Here is a 16045-nt window from a genome sequence, read left to right on the forward strand (position 1 = left end):
TTGAGCAGACCTTAATGCAAAGTTACTCGATGAACTATTTCTACAAAATTTTACAGGACTATACACGCACTATAAAAGACTTTTAAAGTATATCCGATTTTACTCAACATATGGACCCTAGAAAAAATCTACTTGTAATGGATGATGAGCCAAGTATTTGCAAGATACTTGAGCATTTTTTGAAGAAGGATTTTAATGTATTTGTCAAAAGCGACGGCGCTGAAGGTATGTTATGGCTGGAAGAAGGGAACGAAGTCGATCTTATCATTGCTGATTTACAAATGCCTAATTTAAATGGCAAGGAATTTCTGAAAACTGCAAGAGCTAGTAATCTTTATGCGGATATTCCTGTCATCATACTTTCCGGTTCCGATGAAAGTAGTGAACGAATACAATGTCTTAACCTTGGCGCAGATGATTTTATGGTGAAGCCGTTTAATCCGGTGGAAGTTCATGCCAAGATTAACGCCATTTTGAGACGTAGCAAAAGATACTCCTGATACCGTAAACCTGCAACACGATGGAATGGACAAGTCAGTCTGAAGTTACTTTTGTTGATACAAAAGTACCCCCTTCTGCACAATACCGAATTGCTTATCTGACAAAAGATTTTGACCAATATTTATGGTTCGTGGCTAATTACGGCGCTTTTCTTCGGATAGAATATTTCGAGGAAAAGGAAGAACTTTTGAGAGCGTTGCAAGATTATTTTCCAGCGGATGCAATTCTGGCCCATGTAAAAAGCGGCGCCTGGGAGCTTTTAGATACTGTGAGAAACAGTCCCGGTTTCGGGAATATTCCATTTATCGTTTTAGTGGAAAATCTGAACCCTGCGGTTGTTAAAAATGCCCGGGTGAAGAAGGCAGACGATATTTTTGCAACTAATTTTTCAGAGGGAGACCTTTTGAACAGGCTGCACTATTTCACAAAACGCAAGTGGTATGTTGCCAGCAAAGCTTCCAAAAAAATAGAATCCGAAAAAAATCAGACGCCGTTCTGGAAAAGAGCAATCGATATTATTTCCACAGGAACAGCTGTAATTCTGTTATCTCCAATATTTCTTCTTGTGGCGCTGCTTATCCGGCTCGACTCCAAAGGTCCGGTCTTCTACAAGTCTAAGCGTGTGGGGAGCGGATATAAGATTTTTGACCTTTACAAGTTCAGGACTATGCGTACCGATGCCGATCAAATGATCCGCAAAATGGCTGCGTTGAATATGTATAACGTCAAAACGCCTTCTGCCGAAGTGAAGGCTGAAAATTCAAATCTCTGTGAAGTTTGTCGAGGAGGCGGATCTTGTAACCGACGATTATTTCTCGATGGAAAAGAGATTTGCGAAAAAGTCTATCAGACACAAAAAGAACAGAAAGCCGCTTTCATGAAATTTCAAAACGATCCAAGAATTACAAGAATTGGAAATTTTTTGAGGAATACCAGTCTGGACGAATTACCCCAGCTCATCAATATTCTGAAAGGGGATATGTCTCTGGTTGGAAATAGGCCTTTGCCACTTTATGAAGCGGAAAAGCTGACAACGGATCATGCCATTTTACGTTTTGCAGGTCCTGCGGGACTTACTGGTCTTTGGCAGGTTACCAAAAGAGGCAAGGGGAAATCTGACATGTCGGAAGAAGAAAGGACGGAACTTGATATCACGTATGCAAGAAATTTTTCTTTTAAGATGGATATGCAAATTATCCTAAAAACTTTTCCGGCATTGTTTCAATCTGAAAATGTCTAATAATTTAAGATTCCGACATTTTCAATTTCACGCAACAGACTTACTTTGAGTAATTTATGTTAAGAGGTTTTTACCCATTCTTTTTGCGTATCGTCATACCTCTTAATTACCCGCGCAGGGTTGCCAACGGCTACCGAATAAGCTGGAATATTTTTGGTTACAACAGCTCCGGCAGCCACTACACAATGTTTACCAATGGTCACTCCGGCGGTAATCACGGTATTGGCGCCAATCCAGCAATCGTCCTCAATAATGATGGGTGCTATGCTGACACCTTGCTTATGAATGGGTTGGCTAATGTCTGTGTAAGTATGATTCAATCCGCTTGCTACAATGTTTTGAGCAAGAATGACATTATCTCCAATTTTAACAGGGCCAATTATAACGTTACCAAGCCCAACCAGAGCGTTTTTCCCGATTTGTACCGCACCGACACCGTTGTTAATGGTACTAAAATCTTCAATAACAGAATTGTTCCCGATTGAGAACGGGTTGAACGGAACAACATCCATTCTAACCCAACGTCGAATAATTACTTTTTTTCCCTTTTGATGATAAAACGGATTTAAGAAAATTCTTACCCATAATCTTGGACGAGCCTGATTGGTAGGAATTAACATCCAGTGAATGAATGTTTTAAGTCTTGGATTGTTTTTTATTTTTTCGGAAACCGACATGGTTAGGAGTTATTTTAAGAACGTTGAGTTTCTTGCTTTTTTAACAGATGGCTGTTTGCCTTATCCAAACAAATGTAGTTTTTAATATTTTATTTTTTCAAAAATTAATGCAGATGAGATACGCAGTGATTTTGTTTTTTTCCTTTTTCATCGTTCAAAATGCGCAAGCACAAGAATCGCTGGCCAGGGATATTTCATACGATTATCTCGAAAAATTGCTGGCAGTCTGCAAGAAAAATTACCCGAAGATCAAGATGTTTGAAGACCGTGTGAGTGTGGCTGAGTATGGAGTAAAAAGAGCCAAGTTATCTTATTTTGATATCTTTTCCGCAGGCTATTTATACAGTCCCAACAACAGCAACGCCACCTCCGGGACTGCCAGTTTCCTTGGCGGATATCAGTTAGGTTTTTTCGCCAACGTAGGTTCCTTGCTGCAGAAGCCCAGTATTATCAAGCAGGCAAAAGGAGAGTTTGCTGCTGCAAAACACGACAAAGAAGCCTTTGATTTAAGTATGGAGGCAGAGGTAAAAAAACGGTATTTCACTTATGTTCAGAAAGTTGCAGTGCTTAAAATAAGATCCGGGGCCATCCTGGATGTTGAAAATATGCTTACAATCATTAAGCACCGATTTGAAAAAGGAGAGGAAACGCTCGACAATTACAACAAAGCACTGATTTTACAATCTGACCACGTGCAGAATATTATCAATGCGGAAGCTGATGTTTTAAATGCAAAAAGCAATTTGGAAGAATTGCTGGGGCAAAAACTGGAAGAGATAAAATGACGGATTTTTTACAATTTTTAAAATTACTGCAAAGGAACAAAATTACACTTATTGTGGTCCCACTGATCACAGTGATTGTGTGTTACTTTCTGGTCAAAAAACTCCCGGACTCTTTTGAATCCCGTGGACGGATAGCGACTGGTCTGGTGGACAAAACGGATCAGGTCGTCACCAAAGCGAAAGATGAGCAGGAAAACCAGATCGCGCGAAAATTCGAAAGTCTTATTCAGGTGGTATTCCTGAAAAGAACATTGGAACAGGTCTCTTATCGTCTGATATTAAATGATTTAAAGGGAATTAAAGATTCGACGTGGCGGGAGCCTGTGAGGGAACTCAGGGATATGAGTAAGGCTGACAGGGCCAAGGCCATCGCTGTAATCACTCAGAAATATAAGGCGAGAGAGGAGCTTTTTGATTGGAATCCGTATGAAAATCAATTGAATAAAATCATTGAGGACATGCATTATGACCCTGCATCGCTCAGAGAAAAGCTCACCATTTATCGTACGGGCAGCAGTGATTATATCGATATTAATTACGAATCAGACAATCCATACCTTTCGGCATATGTAGTCAACACACTAGCCGAAGAATTTATTTCCTTAAACTCTTCCCGCGTTGTCGACAACAACAGGAAAACAATTGATTTTCTTCAAAATTTCATGCAGCAGAAGATGACTGCTCTAAACGAGCGAATGAATGCGCTGCGAAATTACAAAATCAAGAACCGGGTATTGAACCTGAATGAGCAAGCGAAGAGTATTTATGGTCAAATGTCTGATTTTGAAACCCGTAGAGAAATGTCACAAAAAGATATTATTGCCTATGGTGCAGCGATCAAAAATATTGACAATAAATTTAATCCGACAGACAGAAAGTACTTTGAAAGCGCGCTTACTGAGATTAACCAGAGTATTGTCGCCAACAAGATCATTCTAAAATCCTTAAATGAGCGATACATCCAAAATAACTTTGATTCCAAATTAAAGTTCAGCATCGATTCGCTGAAAAATAAACTTGGAGAGCAGATTGCATTGGCTTCTGATAAATATGCTTATAATCCGATGGCATTGAAACAGGATCTGGTAACGCAGAAACTTACGATGGAAATATCGCTAGAATTAGCCAAAAACAGTGTCTCATCGATACAGGGCGAGCTGGACAGGCTCAATCGGAAATTTGATGGCCTGGTACCCAATGAAGCTAAAATTCAGGAGTTTGAAACGGGGATTGATATTGCAAGTAAAGAGTATATCGAGGCGCTGCAAAGATACAATGAGGCAAGTCTGGAATTTAGCTTTCCAGTTTATCTCAAAATGATTGAAAGAGCTTTACCAGGTGAAGTTCAGGCATCGAAAAAGATGGTGCTAGTTATACTTTCCGGGATAATCAGTTTGACATTTTGCGTGTTCGTATTCTTTATTCTGTTTTATCTGGATAAGTCAATTCGTTACCCGGCGCAACTGGCCAACGCGACTAATATGCCTGTACTCGGCTATCTAAACTTACTGGGAAGGGAGTCAGATATAAGTCTTTCCGGGATGAATTCCTCGGACGGGAAATCAATACGACTATATAAAAACCTGGTTCGTTCAATTCGTTATGAAATTGATAATGAGATAAATGATCCTAAAATTATCGCAGTTACCAGCTTAACTTATGGTGTTGGGAAAACATCTTTTGTGCTCGCTTTGGCCTGGGCTTTTTCGAAGATCAGTAAAACTGTTTTGATTATTGATGGAAATTTTGGTCAACCGGATATTTCCAAACTAAACCCTGATGCAACGCTTTTTGAAACTTTTCTGAATAATCAGTCTTCCTTGGAAGGAATTAGCGGACAAATAAGTATTCTTGGAAATAAAGGCGGGGATGTTTCCTTACTTGAATTGAACGACGAGAAACTGATCGGCGAAAAAATTAAGATATTAAAAAACCAGTTTGATATCATTTTAATTGAAACAGATTCTTTGGCAGCAATGAACAAAGCGAAAGAATGGGTCACATTTTCTGACCGTGTTGTCGCTGTGTTCTCTGCCGGTCACACCATTGCAGAAGATGATCAATCTAAAATTCAGTACCTGAAAAATGTTGGAGACAAATTTTCGGGTTGGATTTTAACGAATACCGAGGATATTCCTGAACAGGCAGGCAAGCTGGATAAAATACTAGAAGTATGAAAGTAATAAGCTACCTATGGATTTTTGTTCAGGTTTTAATCGGGTTTAATCTCGTCTTTCCTGTTCTCTTGTTATTGATATATTTGTTGCGTCGATCTGTCAGAAATGCGGTCAGAAATTCGACCTTGCCCGAAATGCCGGATTATGGTATCATAGTAACTGCTTATGAACAGATACAGCAGCTACCTGCAGTGGTAAATTCACTGTTGAAACTTAACTATTCAAATTTTCACATTTACGTTGTAGCCGATAAGTGCGACATTACAAATTTGCATTTCGAATCAGGGAAAGTATCACTTCTCAGGCCTGAGCAAGTTTTAGGAAGTAATACAAGATCTCATTTTTATGCAATCAGAAATTTTATCAGGCCTCATTCACATCTGACTATTATTGATAGCGACAATTTAACAGATCCAGAATATCTCAACGAATTAAATGTATACTTCAATCTAGGTTTTTATGCGGTGCAAGGTGTCAGGGAAGCTAAAAATCTCGACAGTACTTATGCATGCCTGGATGCAGCACGTGATATTTATTATCATTTTTACGACGGGAAAATTCTTTTCGGCTCGGGCTCTTCAGCTACACTTGCGGGTTCAGGAATGGCCTTTACAACGCCTCTTTACAAACAATGTCTCGAACATCTGGACGTCACCGGAGCTGGTTTTGACAAGGTTCTGCAAGATGGAATTGTAAGCAGAAAGTTTAGAATCGCTTTTGCTGAAAAGGCTATTGTTTACGATGAAAAAACCAGCGGAACAGATCAGCTTGTAAATCAAAGAGCGCGATGGATCAATACCTGGTTTAAATATTTTACGCTCGGCTTTAAGATTTTCTTTAAGGGAATTGCTGGTTTCGACTGGAATCAGATCGTTTTCGGGTTGGTTCTTTTACGGCCCCCCTTATTCATTTTTCTCTTGCTTTCAGGGTTCTTTCTTTTTATAAATCTGTTCATTGCACCGGTAATGGCTTTGATCTGGTTTCTTGCAATGGTCGTTTTTGTTATCGGATTTTACATTTCCCTGAAAGTTTCAAAGACAGATCAGCGGATTTATCAGTCGCTGGTTAATATACCAAAATTCATTTTCTTTCAGGTAATGGCTTTACTCAAAGCGGGCAAAGCAAATCAGATTTCCGTAGCAACTCGCCATGGACAGCCAACCGGGAAGGAATAGAATAATATGAAAATATACCCGGAAAAAAATAAGGAAAAAGACGAAGAAACGTCCATTTTTGGCCATTTGACCCCCTTACAGAAAATAATGAGGCAATTGGCACTTTTACTGGCGTTTGTGAGTGTTTTTATTTTTTTTGTCAAAATACTATTCTTATAAGTGGAAGAGAATATCCTTTTTTTGGGCAATAAGAAGGCAACCCGCCACAATTTGATGGGGAAATTAAAGCAATGGTATTGGATTGAAAAGTTTAATAATCCCGTTGGTATCATCACGCTGCTGATTATTTCCGTGGTTTTTGGGACTCTTATCGCTTATAAAGGTATCACTGCAGCAGCGCTGATTTTAGTCGTCCTGTTTGTCCCCACTGTCGTATTTGGTATTGTAGCCTATCCCGTTTTTGGTATCACTATTCTCTTAATAATGGCCTATTTGCTGTTTTTTATCATGAGAGTGGGAATTAACTTTCCATTAGGAACTGCCATGGACGGGATTCAGGCTTTACTGATATTAGGTTTTTTTATTTATCAGAGAAAGTACCCTGACTGGAGTGTTTTTCGTGGTCCCATCAGTTTCATGATCCTGGTATGGATCGGGTATAATATTATGGAAGTCATCAATCCAATTGCTGAATCGAGGCTTGCCTGGGTGTATACAATAAGATCGGTGGCTGTTGTGATGCTCATGTATTTCGTTTTTATGTTCCAGATAAAAACGGTAAGTGCGATCAGAGGAATTATAAAAATGTGGTTGCTGCTTTCAATTTTTGCAGCACTTTATGCCTACAAGCAAGAATATATTGGCTTCTCGGCTGCTGAAGACGAGTGGCTTCATTCAGATCCAAACATTGCCAATTTGCTTTTTATTGCCGGTCACTGGCGGAAATTTTCCATCTTTTCTGATCCGGTAGCGTTCTCTTATAACATGGTCGTAAGCAGTATTCTTTGCATCGGATTGCTAACTTATGTCAGGACTTTTTGGAAGAAAATTGTGTTAATGTTACTCATTGCCTTGTTCTTTTCAGCCATGTTATTTTCAGGGACCAGAGGCGCTTATGTGCTCTTACCAGCTGCAATGGTTCTTTTTCTTATTCTGAGGTTTAACAGACAGGTATTGTTCGGAACTGCAATCGCTGGTGTCTTTATGGTATTTCTTATTTTTGTTCCTACTTCAAACTCGAATATCGTCCGCTTCCAAACTGCTTTTAAACCATCGGATGACGAATCTTTTAAATTGCGGACAGCCAATCAAAAGCGGATCCAGCCTTATATCTGGGCTCATCCGATAGGAGGAGGGTTAGGCGCTACTGGTGCCTGGGGACAACGTTTTGCTCCGAATTCTTACCTGGCAAATTTTCCCCCGGATAGCGGATATGTCAGGATCGCCGTGGAGCTAGGGTGGGTGGGACTTTTATTGTTTTGCATTTTCATGTTTTTCATTCTTCGCGAAGGAATAAACAACTATTTTCTTATTCAAGACCAGGAACTCAAAACATATTGCATGACAATGCTTATGATCGTTTTTGCCTATAATATCGGAAATTATCCGCAGGAGGCGCTGGTGCAGTTTCCGTCAAATATTTATTTTTATCTGGCAACGGCACTGATCAATATCACCCGAAGAATAGAATTGAAGCAAATCGCAAAGAGGCAAAAAGAGGCGGATCTGTCAGATAAGGTTTACGCTGCCAGGATGAATGTTGTGGTTTAATAATTTACAAATTTGATTTTTGTTTGATGAAAATTGCTCATTTGATACTGGCTCATTGCGATTCTCAACAATTGGGGCGACTCATTGACAGATTACAAAATCCGGACGCGTTTTTTTTTATACATATTGATAAAAAAACAGAGCTCGATTCATTCATGTTTTTGAAAGACAAGAAGCAGGTTTACTTTGTAAAAGATCGGGTGAACGTGGGCTGGGGAGCGTATAGTATTATTGAGGCCACAATTAATGGTTTTAAAGAAATATTAAGTTCAGATCTTTGCGTTGACTATGTAAACCTGTTGAGTGGTGCAGATTATCCACTAAAAAAAGCCAGTCAGATCCATCAGTTTTTTGAAGAACATAGCGGTCAAAATTTTATGGAATATCTGTCCGTTTACGATGAATGGACGGAAGCAATACCCAGATTGACGGAATATCATTTGACAAACTACGCTTTTCCGGGAAAGTACGTCGCTCAGAAGTGGCTCAATCGATTGACACCAACACGAAAAATGCCTAATAATCTGATACCAGTCGGGAAGTCACAATGGTTCAGCATAAGTGTAGAGGCAGTGAAATTTATTTTAAATTATTTGGAAAAATATCCCGAAGTGGTGCGTTTTTTCAAGTTAACATGGGCACCTGACGAGATTATTTTCCAGACCATTCTGTATAATTCGGAGTTTAAGGACCGTTTGGTCAACAATAATTTACGGTATATAGACTGGTCCGCAGGGAAAGCAAGTCCGGAGATTTTGACAGAAGCCGATCTGCCAACGCTGAAAGCTTCAAACGCATTGTTTGCCCGGAAATTTAGTATGTCAAAACATCCGGAGATCATGGATCTACTGGATTAAGATTAGGAAATTAGCATTTCAGTTCAGGGATTATACTCACGTTATTAAAGATTTATATGGACATTATTATTACCGGACAACAGGCCTGGGACGTGGAAATTGGCAGTAATTGCAAAAACATCGCCCTGGAATTCAGTAAGACGAATCGGGTTTTGTATGTCAATTCCGCGCTTGACAGAATCAGTCTGATGAAAAACGGTAATGATCCTAAAATAGCAAAGCGAAAAAGAGTAATTAATAAGCAAGAAAGCGGATTGGAAGAAATTCAGGAGAACCTTTGGGTACTTAATCCTGATCAGATGATCGAGTCGGTCAACTGGATTTCATCAGATTTAATCTTTAATTTTCTTAATAAACGGAACAACAGGATTTTTGCTCAAAGTATCAGGGCCGCTGCGGATAAGCTCGGGTTTCAGAATTGCATTCATTTCAACGACAACGATATGTTCCGTAGCTTTTATCTGAAAGAGTATTTGAAGCCGCGTCTTTCAATTTATTATTCCCGGGATTTCATGCTCGCCGTGGATTACTGGAAGAAACATGGAACTGCATTAGAACCTCAACTCATTGCTAAAAGCGATTTATGCGTTGCGAATTCCACATATCTGGCAGATTATTGCCGAAAATTTAATGAAAAATCGTATTACGTCGGACAAGGATGTGATCTGGATATTTTCATGAATGGCACGAACGATCCGACACCAAAGGACATGATAGCTATTAATTCACCCCGAATCGGATATGTTGGAGCATTGCAAAGTCTGAGACTGGATTTGGATCTGCTTCGTCATATAGCAATTTCGCGTCCAACCTGGAACATTGTGCTGGTTGGTCCTGAGGATAATGAATTCAGGGAAAGTAGTTTGCACATGTTACCAAATGTGGTTTTTACCGGATCAAAGACCTTTGACCAATTGCCTGCGTATATCAATTCATTCGACGTTTGTCTGAATCCTCAGCTACTCAATGAAGTGACGATAGGGAATTATCCTCGTAAAATTGACGAATATCTGGCGGTTGGAAAGCCGACAGTTGCAACGAAAACGGATGCTATGAGCGTGTTTTCAAAACACGTTTATCTCGGAGAAACCAAGGAGGACTATGTCATACTGATCGAGCAGGCATTGGCCGAAAATTCGACGTCAAAATCAGCTGAGCGCAGGGAATTTGCAAGTTCGCATACCTGGGAAAATAGTGTTGCAGAAATTTATAAAGCGATTGAGAAATCGCTTTAAACGTTGCCTTATTTTGTAAATACTTATTTCAAATAATCCAGATTAAACTTCAAATGCCGGTATAAATGGCGTAACTGGGTCAGGATGACATTATCACTTTCCCGCCAGATATCTCGTTTCATCGTACTTGGCTCGGCTTCTGAATTTTTTTGCAAAAAAATGCTTGTATAATCTTTATAGAACATGGCCTTCCCTTTATTTTTCAGAAAGGACATCATCATACTATATTCGGTTACATCTCCCTTAGCTCCTTCGATATAGCGGCCAAACTTTTGGAAAAAGTTTGTTCTGCGCAGATGGGGATGATCGCTGTAAACGTAGAATTTCTGATATCCTGGTTTCCACAACTTAAAATCCATTTCATAGTAACCGTGCTCTGAGTTTTTAAGATATGGATATTCAAAATAGGCATAAAAACGCACCACGTCCAGATCTGCTTTTTGATTCATCAAACCGACTGCATTTTTAAAACTTTCCGGGAAAATTGAAGTAGGTGTAAAATCTTCCTGGACATACAGTGTCAGCGGCGTTTTTACAGCATCCTGACCTTTGTTTATATTATTACCCAGCCCTTTATTTTTTTTGGTAGTTATAAGTTCGAAATCGAAGTTCTTTTGAAGTTCATTCAGGTATGTAATATGTTCCGGCTTGCTGCCATCGTCGGAAACGACGATTTCTTCGAACCTGCAGTTAAGGTCCGTAAAGGATTGCAACAGATGTTCAAGCGATTGACTCCGGTTGTAATGGGTAATCAGCAAGGTTATATCCTTAAAAAAATAGTCGTTTTCCATCGTTGTTGAGCCGCAAAAAATTAATTCATTATTAAAAGATCCAGTGTGTTTTTCAGCCAGCGGTAACGCAGATACACCAGGCGGCTCAGCTGAATTAAAGGATTTTTACTTAGCCGCCAATCCGGGCGCTCCATTGTACTTGGCTCATCAGAAGAATTTTTCTGATAGAATAACTTCGTGAAATCGTCAAAAAAGAGGCCTTTGCCTTTTCTCTGGAGAAAATGGATTGCCATTCGGTATTCGGTTAAATCACCTTTGATACCTTCCGGATATCTGCCGAATTTTTTTAAAAAATCACTTCTTCTTAAATGCGGATGGTCGCTGTAATAATAGAATTTTAAGTGATTCATGTCCCAGAAAGAATAGACCATTTCTGAAAATCCTTTCTTGTATGGTTTCAAGTTCGGATATTTGAAATAAGCGTAAAATCTTACGATATCCCATTTTGGATCCTCGCGCATAAAATTTAGGGCATCTTCAAAATGAGCCGGAAATATTTCAGATGGTTCGAAGTCTTCCTGGACATACAAAGTGAAGGGCGTCTTCACGATATCTTGTCCCTTATTTATATTGTTACCAAGACCTTTGTTGACATCGGCCGTTGTTAGCTGTATAGGGTAGCGGGTTTTTAAAACACCTATTCTTCTTAAATGCTCTGGGCGACTGCCATCGTCTGAAATGATGATAGCGCCAAAAGTGCAGTCTAATTTGTCGAAAGTGGTTAAAAGACGATCAAGGGATTCGCTCCGGTTGTAATGTGTTATTAGTAGCGTCGTATCTGGGAATGTATATTTCATGAGTTTTTAAAACAAGGATAGATAATCTCGCATACCTTTTAACTGCCTTTTAGCACGGTTCAAAAAGGCATTGAAAATACTTCCATCATCCAGAAGTCTGCGGGGAGAAGTGAAAACAGTTGCTCTGGAATCGGTTACCATTTTCAGATTGCCCGCTTTTTTCAGGTTCATTGCCATACGTCCGTCTTCGGCTTCATTTTCATAGTCGCTGCCAACGATATTTGCATAGACTCTGGTGCCACTAACTTTGAAGCCGCCTGTATTCCGGCCGATTTCAGTCACAAAGCCCATATTGAATCCATAAACGTTTAGATATTCGCGGTTTTTTTTTCGGATCTGAATCATTACTCCGGCAAATTTCTCGTAGAGCCAGAGCCCGAACCGGCCTTGATTTTCCGGAGGAATGAATGAATAATTTCCATAAACGCCCGTGATATTGGCATCTTTTACCATGGGGGCGACCATAAGATCAATCCAGTCTGGCGGATAAAAGGTATCAGAATCAGCGCATAAGTGATATTTTCCCCGAGCCGAATCCAAACCCATTTGTCTTGCAAAAGGAGTTCCTTGTATAGGTTGCAAATAATTTCTAACGCCAAGCGTATCGAGGACTTTTTGCGTCCCGTCGGAAGAATTATTGTTCACAACAACAATCTCCACCTTATATTTAGTCTTGCTTGCAGACAAAGAGGACAATGTTCTGTAAATATTATTTTCCTCATTCCATGCCGGTATCACGACAGAAATGTCCGGATGCTCATGCTTGAAATTGTTAATAGCTGTTTTAAGAATATCAATTTCACCAGAGGATAAATCCTGAAATTGTTTATTTTTAAAAAGGTGCGGATGAATCCATTTCGGTAAACCCAAGAAGTTCATATTTTGATAAATTTCATAACGTTGAGACTATAAGTTCGGCTTTCATAAACGTCTTTCAGGATCGAGTTCAAATAAGTATAATTTCACATCGGTACCAGTTTCCCGGGAGGGATATGAATCTTTTAAAACACCAAATGAAGAAATTTTTTCCAGCATTTTTTTGACCGCATCAACCTTGTAATAGTACCATTTAGGTTCTTTTTCTATGTCACCTATTTTAATCCCGTTGTATGGTTTGTATGCATACCACAATCTTCTACTCCCGTTCAATTTTTTGAAATCAGAGGATAGATTTTTAAAGTAACTATCGAAATTATGTGAAACATACCTTACATCACTTCCAAAAACCGTCTTGAAATTAAAGCCATATGCTTGCTGATAATACCTGAATGAAGGCTGATTGTTCCAATATACATACACCACATCACCAGCCTGATAATTTTTCTGCAAATATTGCATAGCTTCCCGCTGGCTGGATTTTTTATAGTCCCCGAATAATTCAGGATCGATCATTTGTAAAGTAGAATTCAGTAAGGGTGCTGCCAGCAAAGCGCAAAGGAAAATTTTCTTCGCCCATGCTGATACAGGCCAGGTATAAATATTTTCAACACCCTTGCCTATAACCAAAATAAATATCGGTGAAAGAAAAACTGTTAACCTTTCGCGTAACGGATAGAATTCCAAAGCTGAGGCAATCAACGCCAGAATTACGGGAAGAGCAAACAAGAGCAGGTGTTTGCGTTCTTTTTTTAAAAGCGTCCAAAGCCCGAGAAGCCCGGTCAAAATCGGTAGCGCAGGCATCCTCGCCAGAATTCGCAATTTGTCGCTGTAGTCGTTTTTGTAGTCTAGGTCAAACCACGTCAGGCCCATGGGATACCGGACCAGTGAATATATCTGTTTAAATGGCCAAAGTAAATCTTTAACAGAGTGTGGCGGAATTGGCATAAAAGCATCCCTGTTGCGCCAGAATTGGATAAGCCATTCCTCTTCGGGAAATTTACTTATAAAAAAAGCATACTGAATTAGAAAACTTATAAGCCATACTGAAAAGGGGATCATGTATAAGAAAAGCTGTTTCCACTCTTTTTTTATCAGGCAGGTAAGGCAAACCGAACCAGCCATTCCGAATAAAACAAATAAAGATGAAAAGGAAAACCATAAAATAATGGCTCCCAAAATTCCCCAGATCAAAAGATCTTTAATATTATCTTTTTGAACAAAATGAGTATAGAGGTATAAAGACAAAACCGAAGCGAAGAATTCCGTACCATATTGTTTCACTTCTACGGCATGGTAGATGATGGGCGGAGCAAGTGCTACGACAAAAATAGCAGCGAAAATGCTTTGATTCGAGCGTAAAAAATAACGCGCTACCGGCACAAAAGTAAAAAGCGCAGCAATGCCTGCGACAAACGGAAAAAGTCTGAGAGATAACTCCTTTTTGTCAAAAAAGAAAACACCCAAATGTGCCAGCCAAAGAAAACCAATAGGCGCGCGCTGCTGATAGTCGAGCGGTAACGTCGCCAGTTCTGTAAAGTTCATCCGGATCAGACTGGATGCCAGGAAAACCTCATCCTCCCAAAGAGATCTGTTGTTCAGGTAGTGAAAAACCCGAAAAAAAAACCCGGCGAACAGAATTAGTAATATAGGAAAACGATGATTTTTGAAAATATTTTTAGAGCTGGTAAACGTTTTTGTCATGCGTCGGGCAGGAATTTTTATTGATCAATGAATTGTAAAGTATCTTTATGAGTTCAGTGGCAAATTAGCGATTTTTTTTGTAGAAATTATTCGTACTCTCGACAATTAATATTAAAAAAATTCACGTATTTGCATTACTTCTGCAATGCACTGGCCAAAACCTACTCAACAGATAAATGACTACACAATTATTACAGAAGTTACAAAACAAGCATTTCCTTTCTCTTGCTGGTAACGGTATCATGTCGGTTTTGGGCATGTTAAATATGATTATTCTCTACCGTGCGCTGCCGGTTGCCAGTATCGGAATGTGGGTATTTTTTCTTTCGATACTCTTATTAGTTGATACTTTCCGGTCTGGTTTTCTGACTACTGCTTTTATCAAGTTTTATGCAGGTGCTAATCCTGAGAGAGCGAAGGAAGTTGTCGGCTCTGCCTGGTTCATTGGAGGAGCGATTACGGCCATTTTGGTACTGATCAATATTCCTGCCTATTTTTTGATTTCTTATTTAAAAAACCCATCAATTGTTTTATTTGTTGAGTGGTTCGGGATCATTTATGTGGCTTCATTGCCCTATTTTATTGCCTCGTGTGTTGTTCAGGCTGAGCAGCGTTTTGATAATCTTTTGTATATCCGCTTCTCAAGTCAGGGCATTTTTATCGTCTTTGTAATCATTATGGCATTTACAAAAACTGCTACGCTTCAAAATATTATTTATGCTTATCTGGGTGGCGCATTTTTAACAAGTTTATTGACCATTGTAATGGGCTGGGCCAGGATTTCATGTTTCAAAAACAGAACTTGGGCATGTATTAGTGAGATTTTTCATTTCGGTAAGTACAGTGTCGGGACTACATTGAGTTCAAATTTATTCGGTACGTCCAACACCATGATTGTTAACTTTATGCTAGGACCGTCTGCGCTCGCCGTGTTTAATTTGGGACAACGCTTGATGGAGATAATAGAAATTCCTCTAAGAAGTTTTGCTGCGACAGGGATGCCTGAACTTGCTGCTGCATACAATGCCGGAGACAGGGAAAGGGTGATTGATACCATGAAACGATACACCGGTCTGATTACAGTGGCATTGCTGCCTGCTTGTCTGGGTGCAGTTGTTTTGGCAGACGTTGCGATCCATATTATTGGTGGGAGCAAATATGTAAATTCTGAGGCAGCTAATATCATGCGGCTGTTTATGACATTTGCATTGCTATATCCGCTCGACAGATTTTTTGCATTAACGCTTGACGTTATTCATCAACCCAAAATCAATTTTATAAAGGTTTTATTAATGCTCCTGGGTAGTGTCTCAGCTACTTTTGCAGGGATTTACCTAACCGGAAATATCTATGGCGTTGCGATAGCCGGCATTGTTCCAACTTTAATCGGTGTGAGTATTGGGTACTGGGGACTGAACCGTTGGCAGCCATTTAATGTCTGGAGCGTCTTTAAAACTGGATATGATGAAGCACTAATTTTAATAAAAACATATTGGCTAAAGTTATCAGCCAAATAATTA

At 39.5% G+C, this 16045-nt stretch carries 14 protein-coding genes; 9 read left to right on the forward strand and 5 right to left on the reverse strand.

Annotation, left to right across the window (positions count from 1 at the left end; all coding sequences use genetic code 11):
• Positions 1 to 110 precede the first annotated feature (110 nt).
• On the forward strand, positions 111 to 500 hold the full coding sequence (locus L0657_RS09225) for a response regulator transcription factor (RefSeq protein WP_235150295.1): 390 nt from the start codon (positions 111 to 113) through the stop codon (positions 498 to 500).
• 20 nt (positions 501 to 520) lie between these two features.
• Positions 521 to 1741 (forward strand): sugar transferase, encoded by a 1221-nt coding sequence (locus tag L0657_RS09230; protein WP_235150296.1) that lies wholly within the window; start codon positions 521 to 523, stop codon positions 1739 to 1741.
• Between the two features lie 59 nt (positions 1742 to 1800).
• Here the strand turns inward: L0657_RS09230 and L0657_RS09235 are convergent, their stop codons facing one another.
• On the reverse strand, positions 1801 to 2418 hold the full coding sequence (locus L0657_RS09235; protein WP_235150297.1) for a DapH/DapD/GlmU-related protein: 618 nt from the start codon (positions 2416 to 2418) through the stop codon (positions 1801 to 1803).
• Positions 2419 to 2531: 113 nt separating this feature from the next.
• Between L0657_RS09235 and L0657_RS09240 the strand changes: the two genes are divergently transcribed.
• The 6 genes from L0657_RS09240 (at position 2532) to L0657_RS09265 (ending at position 10357) form a co-directional block, all read left to right on the forward strand.
• Positions 2532 to 3203, forward strand: a complete 672-nt coding sequence (locus L0657_RS09240) for a TolC family protein (protein ID WP_235150298.1) — start codon at positions 2532 to 2534, stop codon at positions 3201 to 3203.
• Positions 3200 to 5380 (forward strand): lipopolysaccharide biosynthesis protein, encoded by a 2181-nt coding sequence (locus L0657_RS09245; RefSeq protein ID WP_235150299.1) that lies wholly within the window; start codon positions 3200 to 3202, stop codon positions 5378 to 5380. The genes L0657_RS09240 and L0657_RS09245 overlap by 4 nt, the downstream gene beginning before the upstream one ends.
• A complete protein-coding gene (locus L0657_RS09250) occupies positions 5377 to 6555 on the forward strand; it encodes a glycosyltransferase (protein WP_235150300.1) in 1179 nt (392 codons plus the stop codon). Before L0657_RS09245 ends, L0657_RS09250 begins: the two co-directional genes overlap by 4 nt.
• A 159-nt stretch (positions 6556 to 6714) precedes the next feature.
• Positions 6715 to 8265, forward strand: coding sequence for an O-antigen ligase (locus L0657_RS09255; protein WP_235150301.1), 1551 nt, complete (start codon positions 6715 to 6717; stop codon positions 8263 to 8265).
• A 26-nt stretch (positions 8266 to 8291) separates the two neighbouring features.
• Positions 8292 to 9122 carry a beta-1,6-N-acetylglucosaminyltransferase gene (locus L0657_RS09260; RefSeq protein ID WP_235150302.1) on the forward strand — a complete coding sequence of 277 codons (831 nt, stop codon included), beginning with the start codon at positions 8292 to 8294 and terminating at the stop codon, positions 9120 to 9122.
• A gap of 56 nt (positions 9123 to 9178) precedes the next feature.
• Positions 9179 to 10357 (forward strand): glycosyltransferase, encoded by a 1179-nt coding sequence (locus L0657_RS09265; protein ID WP_235150303.1) that lies wholly within the window; start codon positions 9179 to 9181, stop codon positions 10355 to 10357.
• 23 nt (positions 10358 to 10380) lie between these two features.
• Here L0657_RS09265 and L0657_RS09270 read toward each other — a convergent pair whose 3' ends face one another.
• From L0657_RS09270 to L0657_RS09285, 4 genes are read right to left on the reverse strand one after another with little or no spacing between them, the layout of a single operon-like run.
• Positions 10381 to 11148 (reverse strand): glycosyltransferase, encoded by a 768-nt coding sequence (locus tag L0657_RS09270; protein WP_235150304.1) that lies wholly within the window; start codon positions 11146 to 11148, stop codon positions 10381 to 10383.
• 20 nt (positions 11149 to 11168) lie between these two features.
• A complete protein-coding gene (locus L0657_RS09275) occupies positions 11169 to 11945 on the reverse strand; it encodes a glycosyltransferase (protein WP_235150305.1) in 777 nt (258 codons plus the stop codon).
• Positions 11946 to 11951: 6 nt separating this feature from the next.
• On the reverse strand, positions 11952 to 12824 hold the full coding sequence (locus tag L0657_RS09280; protein ID WP_235150306.1) for a glycosyltransferase family 2 protein: 873 nt from the start codon (positions 12822 to 12824) through the stop codon (positions 11952 to 11954).
• Between the two features lie 42 nt (positions 12825 to 12866).
• Positions 12867 to 14525 (reverse strand): glycosyltransferase family 39 protein, encoded by a 1659-nt coding sequence (locus tag L0657_RS09285; protein ID WP_235150307.1) that lies wholly within the window; start codon positions 14523 to 14525, stop codon positions 12867 to 12869.
• Between the two features lie 176 nt (positions 14526 to 14701).
• Here L0657_RS09285 and L0657_RS09290 point away from each other — a divergent pair, with 176 nt between their 5' ends.
• Complete coding sequence (locus tag L0657_RS09290; RefSeq protein WP_235150308.1) at positions 14702 to 16042, forward strand: oligosaccharide flippase family protein; 1341 nt, start codon at positions 14702 to 14704, stop codon at positions 16040 to 16042.
• The last annotated feature ends 3 nt before the right edge of the window (positions 16043 to 16045 follow it).

Origin of the sequence: Dyadobacter sp. CY345, from assembly GCF_021502725.1 — a bacterium.
Classification (GTDB): Bacteria; Bacteroidota; Bacteroidia; order Cytophagales; family Spirosomataceae; genus Dyadobacter.

Excerpts from the sequence above, each read along its gene's own strand:
- L0657_RS09225 (WP_235150295.1), top strand. The coding sequence starts at position 111 with ATGGACCCTAGAAAAAATCTACTTGTAATGGATGATGAGCCAAGTATT.
- L0657_RS09230 (WP_235150296.1), top strand. The coding sequence starts at position 521 with ATGGAATGGACAAGTCAGTCTGAAGTTACTTTTGTTGATACAAAAGTA.
- L0657_RS09235 (WP_235150297.1), bottom strand. The coding sequence starts at position 2,418 with ATGTCGGTTTCCGAAAAAATAAAAAACAATCCAAGACTTAAAACATTC.
- L0657_RS09240 (WP_235150298.1), top strand. The coding sequence starts at position 2,532 with ATGAGATACGCAGTGATTTTGTTTTTTTCCTTTTTCATCGTTCAAAAT.
- L0657_RS09245 (WP_235150299.1), top strand. The coding sequence starts at position 3,200 with ATGACGGATTTTTTACAATTTTTAAAATTACTGCAAAGGAACAAAATT.
- L0657_RS09250 (WP_235150300.1), top strand. The coding sequence starts at position 5,377 with ATGAAAGTAATAAGCTACCTATGGATTTTTGTTCAGGTTTTAATCGGG.
- L0657_RS09260 (WP_235150302.1), top strand. The coding sequence starts at position 8,292 with ATGAAAATTGCTCATTTGATACTGGCTCATTGCGATTCTCAACAATTG.
- L0657_RS09265 (WP_235150303.1), top strand. The coding sequence starts at position 9,179 with ATGGACATTATTATTACCGGACAACAGGCCTGGGACGTGGAAATTGGC.
- L0657_RS09270 (WP_235150304.1), bottom strand. The coding sequence starts at position 11,148 with ATGGAAAACGACTATTTTTTTAAGGATATAACCTTGCTGATTACCCAT.
- L0657_RS09275 (WP_235150305.1), bottom strand. The coding sequence starts at position 11,945 with ATGAAATATACATTCCCAGATACGACGCTACTAATAACACATTACAAC.
- L0657_RS09280 (WP_235150306.1), bottom strand. The coding sequence starts at position 12,824 with ATGAACTTCTTGGGTTTACCGAAATGGATTCATCCGCACCTTTTTAAA.
- L0657_RS09285 (WP_235150307.1), bottom strand. The coding sequence starts at position 14,525 with ATGACAAAAACGTTTACCAGCTCTAAAAATATTTTCAAAAATCATCGT.
- L0657_RS09290 (WP_235150308.1), top strand. The coding sequence starts at position 14,702 with ATGACTACACAATTATTACAGAAGTTACAAAACAAGCATTTCCTTTCT.